General features: G+C 74.1%; 9 protein-coding genes. 4 read left to right on the top strand and 5 right to left on the bottom strand.

The genetic code is table 11. The annotated features are described in order from the left end of the window. Positions 1-15 precede the first annotated feature (15 nt). Entirely contained in the window at positions 16-780 is a 765-nt protein-coding gene (locus HN013_RS02145) for a helix-turn-helix transcriptional regulator (protein WP_171162314.1), read from the bottom strand. Positions 781-2,628: 1,848 nt separating this feature from the next. On the opposite strand from HN013_RS02145, the gene HN013_RS02140 reads away from it, so the two are divergent. Continuing rightward, positions 2,629-3,651 carry a protein phosphatase 2C domain-containing protein gene (locus HN013_RS02140; RefSeq protein WP_312018471.1) on the top strand — a complete coding sequence of 341 codons (1,023 nt, stop codon included), beginning with the start codon at positions 2,629-2,631 and terminating at the stop codon, positions 3,649-3,651. 359 nt (positions 3,652-4,010) lie between these two features. Then, positions 4,011-4,484: an ATP-binding protein gene (locus HN013_RS02135; RefSeq protein WP_312018470.1), complete on the top strand. Its 474-nt coding sequence runs from the start codon at positions 4,011-4,013 to the stop codon at positions 4,482-4,484. Between the two features lie 117 nt (positions 4,485-4,601). On the opposite strand, the gene HN013_RS02130 is transcribed toward HN013_RS02135, so the two are convergent. Both HN013_RS02130 and HN013_RS02125 read right to left on the bottom strand, forming a co-directional pair. Then, positions 4,602-5,663, bottom strand: coding sequence for a DUF2637 domain-containing protein (locus HN013_RS02130; RefSeq protein WP_171162310.1), 1,062 nt, complete (start codon positions 5,661-5,663; stop codon positions 4,602-4,604). Positions 5,664-5,862: 199 nt separating this feature from the next. Then, positions 5,863-6,648: an iron-sulfur protein gene (locus HN013_RS02125; protein WP_249374669.1), complete on the bottom strand. Its 786-nt coding sequence runs from the start codon at positions 6,646-6,648 to the stop codon at positions 5,863-5,865. Between the two features lie 195 nt (positions 6,649-6,843). On the opposite strand from HN013_RS02125, the gene HN013_RS02120 reads away from it, so the two are divergent. Then, positions 6,844-7,644, top strand: a complete 801-nt coding sequence (locus HN013_RS02120; RefSeq protein ID WP_171162308.1) for a GntR family transcriptional regulator — start codon at positions 6,844-6,846, stop codon at positions 7,642-7,644. A 72-nt stretch (positions 7,645-7,716) separates the two neighbouring features. Here the strand turns inward: HN013_RS02120 and HN013_RS02115 are convergent, their stop codons facing one another. Further along, positions 7,717-8,520: a hypothetical protein gene (locus HN013_RS02115; RefSeq protein WP_171162306.1), complete on the bottom strand. Its 804-nt coding sequence runs from the start codon at positions 8,518-8,520 to the stop codon at positions 7,717-7,719. A gap of 466 nt (positions 8,521-8,986) precedes the next feature. Between HN013_RS02115 and HN013_RS02110 the strand changes: the two genes are divergently transcribed. Beyond that, positions 8,987-10,990: a translation factor GTPase family protein gene (locus HN013_RS02110; protein ID WP_171162304.1), complete on the top strand. Its 2,004-nt coding sequence runs from the start codon at positions 8,987-8,989 to the stop codon at positions 10,988-10,990. 141 nt (positions 10,991-11,131) lie between these two features. On the opposite strand, the gene HN013_RS02105 is transcribed toward HN013_RS02110, so the two are convergent. Continuing rightward, positions 11,132-12,034 (bottom strand): VCBS repeat-containing protein, encoded by a 903-nt coding sequence (locus HN013_RS02105; RefSeq protein ID WP_312018469.1) that lies wholly within the window; start codon positions 12,032-12,034, stop codon positions 11,132-11,134. Positions 12,035-12,107: the final 73 nt, after the last annotated feature.

Below are 12,107 nucleotides of genomic sequence, written 5' to 3'. Positions count from 1 at the left end.
CCCTCCCGCGTCACGTCACCGTGAACCGTGCGCCACAGGCGGCCACCCCGCCCCCTGCGGCCCCTGCCCTCCCGTCGTCCAGCCACGTTCCGCCGCCTTCCAGCCCAGTTGCAGCCGTGTCGTCACCCCGGCCAGCTCCATCAGCCGCTTCACCCGCCGCTGCACGGTCCGCAGTCCCAGCCCGAGCTGCTTGGCGACGCTCGCGTCGGTCAGCCCCGACAGCAGCAGCGACAGCACGGCCAGGTCCGTGGCGTCCGGAGCGTCGATGGCGGGCGGTAAGGGGGCATCCCCGGCGGGCCACAGCGGCCGGGCCTCGCGCCACAGGGACTCGAACAGGGCGGTCAGCGAATCCAGCAGTTCCCCCGCGCCCACGACGAGCGCGGCGGGCCCCGCGCTCCCGGAGGCGAGGACGAGCAGCCCCTCCCGGCCGTCGGCGAGGAAGAGTTCGGCCGGCACCCGGTCGGCGACCCGGAACAGGTGCGTCGCCGCGTGCCGGGCGGGGAGCGGCCACACGGCGCGGTCCACGACGGTCCGGTGCCGCACGGCCCATTCGGCACCCGTGTCAACCCAGGTACGGTTCCGCACCAGTGCGCACACTTCTTCGACGGCCCGCAGCCGCAGGCCCGTCAGACGGCGTGCCACCGCGTCCGCGCCGGTCACCGCCTCCACCGCCGCGCCGTCGGCGCGCGGCGGGCCCTCCGCCCGCTCCTGCCTGCGCTGTTCTGCGGGTCTTTCCCGTTCCAGGTCCCCGACGGCTGCCGGACCTATGGCACCGGGCACGTGACACCCCTCCCCACGACCGTGTTGCGACTCCGGCCATCATCCCGCGAGGGGTCCGCCGTGCACTCTTCCCGTATGCCCCGCAGTGTGGACAATAAGGGCATGAGTCAGCTGGGGGATCAGGGACAAGAGGACGCCTGGTGGGCGGAGTTGTACGGCCGGCCCACGGACGGTCCGGGCTCCGCCGCCGGGGACGACAGTCTCGACGACCGGTTCGCTTCCGCCGCGGCCGTCGTCGGCGGCGACCCGCCGCCCCCGAGCCCTGCCCGGCCGCCGGGCAGGTCCACCCGCGGCGCGCCCCCGCCGAGCGGCCTGCCCGCCCGCGCCGCCTGGTCGGTCTCCCGTACCGGGGCGCTCCCGGACCCCTCCCGGCTGCCCCCGCTGCCCGACCTGGCCGGCCCCCTCCGGGGCACCCCGCCTCCTCCGTCGCCACCCCCACCTCCATCCGCCGCGTCCCGGTGGGAACTCGGGGTGCCACCGGCCGGGCCGCCACCGCGCGGCTCCCGTCCCGGGCCCATGGCGCCGGGCCGCAAACCCTTCCCACCGGGGGCGCGGGCCACGCCCCCGGCACCGGACACCGCCGGCCCCGACCGGCGGGAGACGGACGGCCCGGCCCCGCCGGAAGCCGCGGATCCGCCGCGTACCGATCCGCTACGTATGGATCCACCGCGTACGGATCCACCGCGTACCGACCCGCCGCGTACCGATCCGCGAAGGCTCGATCCGCCGTGGAACGAACTGCTACGGGCCGACCCGCCGTGGACGGACCCGCCGCAGGCCGACCGGCCGCGGACGGACGCATCCCGGCCGGATTCGCCACAATCAGGTTCGCCACGGCGGGATGTGCCATGGACGGATTCGCCACGAGCGGGTTCGCCACGGCGGGATGTGCCATGGACGGATCCGTCGCAGGGCGACCCGCCACGGCCGGACGCGCTATGGACGAATCCATCGCAGGGCGACTCACCCCGGACGGACCCGCCCCGGACGGACCCGCGACGGGCCGACCAGGCGCGGACGGACTCCCCACGGGCCGACCCGCCTCGGACCGGCCGGAAGACGAAGTCCACCGGCAGGCCGGGGCCGGCCACCGGCCGCCCGGGCCGGTCCGGGGCGACGCCCCGCGTCCCGGAGCCCGAACCCCCTCGGCGCCCCGACCCGCTCGACGCGCCGGGCACCCGGAGCGCGAGGGGCGCGGTGGACGTACCGGGCGCGCGGGACGGCACCGGCCCGCGCGACGTCCCCCGGCGGCCCGACACCTTCGGGAGGGTGCCGGGACCTTCCCGTCCCGTCGAGCCCTCCGCACCGCCCGGGGCGCCCGACGCACTGCCGGACGTGTCCGGACGGCCGGAGGGCTCCCGTCGGTCCCTGGCCTCCGATCGTCCCCAGGTTTCCGGACGATCCGAGGCCTCCGGACGACCCCAGGCCTCCGGACGATCCGAGAACTCCCGTCGGCCCAGGGCCTCCGGACCGTCCGACGGCTTCGGACTGCCCGAAGTCTCCGGATCGCCCGAAGTCTCTGGGCTGCCCGAGGGCGCCGGACCGTCCGAGGGTTCCGGGCTGCCCGAAGCTTCCCGGCTGCCTGAAACTTCCCGGCTGCCCGAAGCCTCCCGGCTACCTGAAGCCTCCCGGCTGCCCGAGGTCTCCGGACCGCCCGAGGTCTCCGGACTGTCGGAGGTCTCCGAGCTCCCGGCGGTCTCGGAGGCTTCCGTCGTCCCAACCGCCCCCGAAGCATCCCTCGTCCCGACCGTCTCCACAGCCCCCGTCGTCCCGGAGACCGTCGAAGCGTCCGACCCCCCGGAGGCATGCGAGTCGGCGGCCTCCCTGGAGGCGGCCGTCGTAGCTCAGGTGCCGCGGCCCCGGAGCCGGGACGGCGTCCGTGCCCGGGCGCCCGAGTTCGTCGGGCAGGGGCCGCCGACCTACGAGGCGGAACCGACCGCCTGGCCGCCCGCGGACCCCGGCGGGCTGGAGGACCTGGTGCCCGACACCGTCCTCGACGGCGCCCGGTACGGCGCCATGACCCTGCGGGCCGTGTCCCTCCGCGGCGACTCCGCCCGCTACCGCGGCGAACCCCGGCGCGACGCGCTGCTCACCGCCCGGTTCGGCAGCGGCGAGGAAGCCGTGCTGCTCGTCGCCGTCGCGAGCGGGGCCCGCGCGGCCGAGGGCGCCCACCGCGCGGCGCGGGACATCTGCGCCTGGCTGGGCAGCGCGGTCGGACGCAGCCACGCCCGGCTGGGCGAGGACATCCGGGCCGGCCGGCGGGGCGAGCTGCGGTCGGGCCTGCACCGGCTCACCGACCGCTCGTACGGACGGCTGCGCGCCCGCGCCACCGAACTCGGCCTGCGCCCGGCCGAGTACACCGCCGCCCTGCGCTGCCTGCTGCTGCCGGTCGACTCCCGGTGCCGCACCCGCGTCTTCTTCGGCGTGGGCGGCGGTGGCCTCTTCCGGCTGCGGGAGGGGACGTGGCAGGACCTCGACCCCGAGCGGCGCCCGTCCGGGGCCGAAGAGGGCGGCTCCGCAAGGCCTTCGGGAGCCATCGCGTCCGGCGGGGACGCACTGTGCGACGACCGCATCACCGTGGACCTCGGGATCCCCACGCCCGGTACCACCCCCGTGATCGATCCCGAGGAGGTGCCGAGCGAACCCTTCCGGTTCCGCGCCGCGGTCGCCCGGCCCGGCGACGCCCTCCTGCTGTGCAGCGCGGGGCTCGGCGAACCGCTGCGCGGCGAACCCGCGTTGGCTGACGCCCTCGCCGAACGGTGGGGAACGCGGGCGCGTCCGCCGGGGCTGGCCGAATTCCTGTCCGACGCCCAACTGCGCGTCAAGGGGTACGCGGACGACCGTACGGCGTGTGCGATCTGGGAGGCATAGCCGGTGATCCCGGGAGGGATTGGCGCGGAGATCCGCTCAGCGAAAGATCAGCGAAAGGTGGGCGGAGGATCGGATCCCCGCGCATAACCGCGTCGACGACCGCCGCCCCGAAGGGCGTTGTACAGCCATTCGCGCTGGGCACAAGAGGTTCCCGCATTTCCGCCGTATCACCATGTTGATGAGTCAACAGGAGTCGTTCCCGTGCAGGCGGGGCATGCATTTGCCGTGAGCCTGTTCGATGCCGGGGCGCCGGGGAGGGGTCGGGGCGGACGGAAATGAAACGGCGGACTGCACAGTGGGTGGGCGCGGGGAACCGCGACGGTCGGGAAGGGTCCGCGGACGGCACGGCTCGGGACGGGGTGAACGACCGGGAGGGGGAGCCGCGCTGGGAAAGACGACTGGGGCGCGGGGACGTCGCCGTGGTCGCGGCGGCGCGGGCCGGACTGCGCCGGTTCCTGGTCCACTGGGGAGCGCCCGGGCGGGCGGAGACCGCGGAGCTGCTGACGAGCGAGCTCGTGACCAACGCCCTGGTGCACACCGACGGTGGCGCGGTGGTGAACGCCACGCTCAGCGGCGGCCCGGTCGCGTTCGCCAAGGGGCGGCTGCGCGTCGAGGTGCGGGACACCCTTCCCCGGCGTCCGGTGCTCCGGGTGCCCGCGGCACGGTCCTCCGACGCGGACCCGTTCGGTGACGGGGACGCGTACGACGTGGAGCCGGCGGCGACTTCCGGGCGGGGTCTGCTGTTGGTCCACTGCCTCGCGGACCGCTGGGGAGTGCACGTCCACGGCGCGGGAAAGGCGGTGTGGTTCGAACTGGACGCGGAGGACCACTGACGGACGGCGGTGGACCTACGCCCCGTCGTGGTCGCGGTCGTGGGTGAGACCGGACGCCGCGGAGCGCCGGGCCGTCCGGACCGCCCCGAGCCGTCGCATCGGCCCGGAGCGGCCGGATCAGCCGAACTGCCGCTCGATACGGGCCAGTTTCTCCTCCAGGGAGTCGAGCCGCCGGATGGGCTGCGTGTCGTCCTCGGCGGTGAGGTCGATGGGCTCGGCGTGGCCCGCCCTGTTCACGGCCTGGAGCGGACGGTTGCGCAGGGGGAGTTGCTCCTGGTCGGTTATGGAAGGTTCCGCTCCGGACTGCGAGCCGATCTGGGCCGGCTGGGGAGCCGCCGGCACCGCCGTCACCTCCACCTGCCGTCCGCCGCGGGCACGTCCCCACAGCACGCGGTGCTGCCGGTTGTACGCCTTGAGCCGGGCGCGCTCCAGCTTGCCCGCCTCCCGGCGGCGCAACCGGTGCTGCTGGCGCTGCCGCTTGTCCTCGCGGACCTCGTCCACGGCCTCGTCCAGCGTCCGCACGCCCTCCAGGAGCATCAGCGACCAGGCGCCGAAGGTCTCGCGCGGTGCCCGCAGCCAGCGCACCATCCGGATCTGCGGCAGCGGGCGGGGCACCAGACCCTGCTCGCGCAGGGCGGCCCGGCGGGTCTGCTTGAGCGCGCGGTCGAACAGGACCGCGGCCGACAGCGACATGCCGGCGAAGAACTGCGGCGCTCCCGCGTGGTCCAGCCCGCGGGGCGCGTGCACCCAGTTGAACCAGGCCGCCGCGCCCGCGAAGGTCCACACCAGCATCCGGGAGCCGAGCGCCGCGTCGCCGTGGCTGGCCTCGCGCACGGCCAGGACCGAGCAGAACATGGCGGCGCCGTCGAGCCCGAACGGCACCAGGTACTCCCAGCCGTCCGTCAGGCCCAGGTTCTGCCGTCCGAAGCCGACCAGTCCGTGGAAGGAGAGGGCGGCGGCCACGGCCGCACAGCAGAAGAGGAGGACGTAGGAGGCGCTGCCGTACAGGGCTTCCTTGCGCCTTCTGCGTTCCTCGGTGCGTTCCCAGGAATCCGTGCCCGTCGCGTCCTCCGGGCCGCCGTGCCGGCCCCGGGAGAACACCGTCACCGCCACCACGGCTCCTACGAGCGCCACGGCACTGGGCAATACCCAATTCAGCGGTATGTCGGTCACTCTCATCTTGCGTCCCTTGCATCGCAGTACCGGCCTTTCGCGCGCCATCCTGGCGGAACCGGCCGGGGCGCCAAGCGGTTTCCGGGCAACTCGCCGCCAATGGACCCCAAGGACATACGGATAGGTGTGTGTTGCTTCGAACGCTGGTGGGCGCCAAGGGAATTGGGTTCTATTCAATCCACCCGTTCGAGTGGATTGAATAGAATCATGTTGTGCTCAGTCGGGTGATGCGATCGGCATCGTGGGTCCGGGGGCATGTGAGGCAGGATGTGGGGCGCGCGGTGTAGACGAGACAGCAGCTCGCGCGGTCCCGGGTGAGCACGGATCCGCCGCCGGGCACGGTCAGTTCACGGAAGGCCGCGCCGCCGGCGAACGGAGCCGTGTCGCCCGGCAGCAGAAGCCGCAACTCCCGTCCGGCCCGCGCCTCCTCGCCCAGCAGCCGCGCCAGGCGCCACAGGCTCTCGGTCGCCGCGTCCGTCATCAGGCCCCACAGGGCCCGCGTACCACGCCGCGTCCGCCCCCGGAACCCCTCCAGTACCGGCCCCACTTGTCCCGCGACCCCCTCGCGCACCACCTTCCGCAGGGCGGCCTCGTCCGCCACCGGTACGGCGTCCGGGCGGACGGCCACCGGGTCGCCCGGCAGACAGGCGAAACCGGTGGGCGCGAGGGACACGGTGCCGCGCGCCCGGTGCACGGACACCGCGGGGAAGGGGAGCAGCGGGACGCGCCGGTGCAGGAACCAGGGGAGCGTCAGCAGCAGGGAGACCGACCACGCGTAGCGGTAGAGGCCGAGGCCGGCGGCGACGTCCGGGCGCAGGGGACGCCCGTACCCGAGCAGGGCCTGCTCCCGGTCCCGGGCGGTGAAGGCGTCGACGGCGGAACCGCCGGCGGCGAGCTGCGCCGCGGTGATCCAGCCCTTCCCGGCGCGCGGGGGCGCGCATACGACCCTCAGCGCGGGATGTACCTCGGTGAGCCTGGTGTACGCGCCCAAAACGGGAAAGGGGGCGAGCAGTGGGGCGCGTGTGCATGATGAGGAGCGCGAGAGCGGACCGGCAGGGGCAGCGGACATTTCGGGACCACCGTAGCGTGACCTCCTATAGGTAAGGCTTCCCTTACCCCTGACGACCGGGGTTTGAACTGTCGGATCCGCCGCCTATGGTTCGAATGGAGACATAGGAGGACCCCAATGGAGCAGGGCAGACCCCACCCGGCGGTGCCGCGCCCGCGCACCGGCGCGCCCGCCCGCGCACCGCTACCGGACGGCGCCTCGGCGCGCGGCGAGCACGTCCACGGCGAGCACACCCACGGTGAGTGCGGTCACGGGTACGGGCCCGGTTCATCGTCCGGCGGTGTCGCCCGCCGGATGCCCACGCGCTACTCCGTCCGCGGCCAGGTGCTCGACGCCCTGCGCAAGGCCCTGGTCAGCGGCGACCTCATACCCGGTGAGGTCTACTCGGGTCCCGCCCTCGCCGAGCGGTTCGGGGTCTCGGCGACCCCGGTCCGCGAGGCCATGCAGCAGCTGGTCGTGGAGGGCGCCGTCGAGGCCGTCCCCAACCGGGGTTTCCGGGTCACCAGCCGGTCCGCCCACGACCTCGCCGAACTCGCCGAGGTCCGCGGCCTGCTGGAGGTGCCCACCCTGCTCCGGCTGGCCCGTACCGTCCCCGCCGTGCGCTGGCAGGAGCTGCTGCCGCTGGCCGAGACCGCGTCCTCCGTCGCCCGGGGCGGCGACCGCGCCGCCTACGCCGAGGCCGACCGCGCCTTCCACCGAGCCCTGCTCGGCCTCGGCGGCAACCGCCAGCTCGTCGCCGTCGCCGACGAACTGCACCGCCGCGCGCAGTGGCCCGGCACCGGCGTTCCGGCACGGTGCGCCGAGGACCTCGTCGCCGACGCCGCCGAGCACTTCGCGCTGCTGGAGGCGCTCGCCGCACGGGACCTGCGGACTGTCGAGACGCTGGTGCGGGGGCACTTCACGGGCGCGGTCTGCTGAATCCCGTGCGGGCCGGACCGCCGCCCCCGGGCGGGCCGGCCCGATCCGTCGCCCGTACCGTCGTCCGACCCGTCATTCACCGGCCGTCCGGGGCTTCGGGGGCAACCGGTCGGCCAGCCAGGACGGGACTCCGCCCAGCAGCCGCACCAGCCGCCCCGCCTCCTCGCGCAGCCGCCCCGCCTCCGCCGGATCCGGCAGTACGTCCGCCAGCGAGACGAGCGCCGGTGCGATGCCCACCAGGTAGCCCAGCTCCTCGCGGATGCGCAGCGACTCGCCGTAGCCGTGGCGGGCGTCGGCGGTCCGGCCGTCGTGCTCGGCCATCGCCGCCATGTGCCGCCAGGTGAAGGAGAGCAGCAGCCGGTGTCCGTGCGTGGTCGCGCCGGCATGGGCGCGCTGGAAGGCGGCCGTGGCGTCGGACGGGTTGTCGGAGAGGTGCTGGGCGATGAGGCCGCGGCGGAAGTCCAGCAGGGGGCGGCTGGGGGAGTGGGGCGCGAGCAGGGCCGCCGCGCGCCCCAACGCCGATCGTGCTTCGTCCGCCCGGTCGCGTACCCCCAAAAGAGTGGACGCGTAAGCGAGATGACCCCGTTCACAGGCCGCCGCGCCACGCTCCTCGTCGTCCGTGGCCAGTGCCTCCGCGGCCCGCAGGGCGTCCTCGGCCGCGCTCCAGCCCTCCGCGGTGAACATGCAGCGCTCGACCAGCACGGCCGTACGCCACCGGGCCGCACCCGGGTCGGACACCGCGCGCGGGGCGATCAGCTCGGCCGCGTCCTCCCAGCAGGCGCGTGAGCGCAGCCGCCACACCGCGCGCTCCAGCGGTCCGTCCTGCGGACTCGGCCCCTGTGGTCCCCATGGTTCCGACAAGCCAGAATTCCGCATGGCGGTCTCCGCCACAGTGCCCTCCCCAAGCGCGCCGTCGAGCTGGAAGCCTGCTCCGATCTCAGCACGAAGACCCGGGCCCGGCCAAGGGTCCGGTGTGAACCAATTCACAAAGCCGGAGACGGAGTTCGTGCGAGCGCGGGGCCGGTCCACGGGGCTCGCGAATCGGTCCGCGCCCGTGGTCACCAGCGTGTTCCGGCAGATTAGCGAAGATCGACAGCCGGGCGGGGCGGAAGCAAAACCCCTCGCGTGTCATGCCTGCCCCTGGCACCATGGCTCGCGCCCGCCGCATACGGCGATACGGCACATCGCGTCACCGGACCGAACCGCATCCGTGTCACCGGACGGAGTCGCGTCACCGGACGGACAGCGTCACCGAACAGAGGAGACAACGGGAACATGCGCCAAGCCCTCGGAATCCCCCAGCGCCCTGACCGGACGACTGTTCCCGAGGACTTCTTCCCGTATGCACTCGCACCCCTCCAGCACCCCGGACACCCGGGGCACCCTGAACATCGGCATCCTGGCGCACGTCGACGCCGGTAAGACCAGCCTCACCGAGCGCCTGCTGTTCGACGCCGGCGTCATCGACCGGCTCGGCAGCGTCGACGCCGGCACCACCCGCACCGACACCGGTGACATCGAACGCCGGCGCGGCATCACCGTGCGCTCCGCCGTCGCCTCCTTCACCGTGGACGGCCTGCACGTCAACCTCATCGACACCCCCGGGCACAGCGACTTCATCGCCGAGGTGGAGCGCGCGCTCGGCGTGCTCGACGGGGCGGTGCTCGTCCTGTCCGCCGTCGAGGGCGTACAGGCGCAGACGCGGATCCTGCTGAAGAGCCTGCGACGGCTCGGCCTGCCCACGCTGATCTTCGTCAACAAGACCGACCGGACCGGCGCCCGCGAGGCGGAGACCCTGGCCGGAATCCGGGCACGGCTCACCCCGCGTGTCGTTCCCATGAACACCGTCCACGCCATCGGCACCCGGGACGCCCGGACGCTGCCCTGCTCCTTCGACGACCCGGCCTTCCGCGAACGCGTCGCCGAGACGCTGGCGGAGGACGACGACGCGCTCCTCGCCGACCTCGTCGAGGACCGGATCCCGGACGCCGGACGGCTGCGCGCCGGTCTCGCCGACCGCACGGCGCGCGGCCTGCTCCACCCCGTCTACTTCGGCTCCGCGCACTCGGGACAGGGCGTGGACGCGCTGACCGACGGCATCGCGCGCTGGCTGCCGCCCGCCCGCGGGGACGACGCCGGGGCGCCCGCCGGCACCGTGTTCGCGGTCGAGCGCGGCGCGAACGGCGAGAAGACCGCGTACCTGCGGCTCTTCTCCGGCTCCCTGGCGCGCCGCGACCGCATCACCCTGCACCGCCGCACAGCGGACGGCACCACCGGTGAACTCACCGGCCGCGTCACCGCCCTGGAGGTCGTCGGCGCCCCGCCCGCGGCCGCGCACCGGCTCGTCCCCGGCGGCATCGCCCGCCTCCGCGGCCTGCCCGGCGTCCGCGTCGGCGACCGGCTCGGATCCGTGCAAGGCGACGGGGGAGCGGGGCCGCAGTTCGCCCCGCCGGGCCTGGAGACGGTCGTCCGGCCCCGGAACCCGGACGACACCCCCCGCCTCTACGCGGCACTGGCGGCGCTCGCCGACCAGGACCCGCTGATCGGCACCCGCCCCCTGCCGGACGGCGCCGGCACCTCCGTGCTCCTCTACGGCGAGGTCCAGAAGGAGATCATCGCCGCCACGCTGAGCGAGGAGTTCGGCGTCGACGCCGTCTTCGAGGAGAGCCGCACGGTCTTCCGCGAGCGGCCCACCGGGACCGGCAGGGCGTACGAGGGCATCGACCGTCACCGGACGCCCGCCTTCTGGGCGACCATCGGACTCCGGGTGTCCCCGGGCGCGCCCGGGTCCGTCATCGTCTACCGACGGGAGACGGAACTCGGCGCCATCCCGCTCGGCTTCGACCGCGCCATCGAGGAGACCACCCGCCACACCCTCCAACAGGGCCTGTACGGCTGGCCGGTCACCGACTGCGTCGTCACCCTGACCCACTCCGGCTACGCCAGCCCCGTGAGCACCGGAACCGACTTCCGCTCCCTGACCCCCCTCGTACTGATGCGCGCCCTGTCCGAGGCGGGCACCCAGGTCCACGAGCCGTGCCACGCCTACGAACTGGAGGTCCCCGCCGATGTGCTGAGCGCGGCGACGGGGCTCCTGGCCGAGCACGGCGCCCGGATCCGGGACACCGAGCCCGGCTCCGGGACCTGGGTGGTCAAAGGGACCGTCCCCGTCCGCCGCGTCGCCGCCGTGGAGCGGCGCCTCCCGGCGCTCTCCCGCGGCGAGGCGCTCTGGTGGTCGGCCCCCACCAACGACCTGCCCTGCCCCGGAACGCCCCCGGTCAGGGACCGGACGGACGGCAACCCGCTCAACCGCGCCGCATACCTGCGGCACCTGGGACGGGGGTGACGCCGGCGTTCCCCTCCTGCACGACGCCGGCGCCGGCGCCCTTCACCCCTGGATCCTCGGACCTGGACCCGACCGGACCCGGGCCCGAATACGACCGGACCCGGACCTGGACCCGAATACGACCGGACCCGGACCCCCGGATCAGTAGACGATCCGGTACTGGTTCCAGCCGGAGTTGCCTATCTTCTCCTTGGCCGCGAAGGGCGCGGTCGCCCTGCCCGTGCCCTTGTACCGCCACAGCGCTCCGGACTTGTCCCGGGCCAGCAGGTCCGAGCGCCCGTCCAGGTCGGTGTCGCCGGCCCCGAGCAGCAGGTTGAACTGGTTCCAGCCGCCGCCGATCTTCGTCCGGCCCTGGAACGGCTTGGCCCAGTCGCCCGTGCCCTTGTACAGCCAGAGCACGCCGTCCTTGTCCCGGGCCACGATGTCCGTCCTGCCGTCACCCGTCAGATCGCCCTTGCCGGTGATCTGCGTGTACTGCCCCCAGCCCGGACCCACCTTCTTCTTGCCGGTCAGCGAGCCGTCCGCCTTGGCCAGGTACATCCACAGCACACCCTGCCTGTCCCGGACCAGGAGGTCCGGCTGCTTCGCGCCGCCCAGGTCGCCCGGGGAGAAGAAGGTGTCGTACTCCCCCCAGCCGGACGCGACCTGACGGTGCACCGAGTCCAGCGGCTTCGACAGGATCACCTTGTGGTCGGTGGTGAGGAAGTACGCGTCACTGTCGTACACATGGTCCGAGTCGGTGTCGATCTGCGTCGCCGCCCGGAGCTGCTTCAGATCCCCCAGCCCCTCCTGCCGGGACTCCAGCTTGCCGTTGACGCCCCACATGTACGTGAAGTCCTGGCCCGCCCCGTCGATCGCCTCGACGGGGAAATGCGACGCGTCCCCGGGGGACACCTGCGCCATCCGCTGGCGGGCCGAACTCGCCGATGCCCCCGGACCGTCGGCGGCCACCGCCGCGCCCGCGGCCGTGGCGACGAGCGCGGCGGCGAGGGCCGCGGTGGCGATGCGGGGCAGTGCCCGCCCGGCGCTGGGAAGTCGAGTCACGTCAATCTCCGAATCGGCTGAGTGAACAGGGCGGACAGGCGCGACCACCTGACGGTGCGCCACGCCCGTTCGC

The sequence above is a fragment of the Streptomyces sp. I05A-00742 genome (assembly GCF_013055795.1).
Classification (GTDB): domain Bacteria; phylum Actinomycetota; class Actinomycetes; order Streptomycetales; family Streptomycetaceae; genus Streptomyces.
This window is presented reverse-complemented; position numbering and strand designations above follow the sequence as displayed.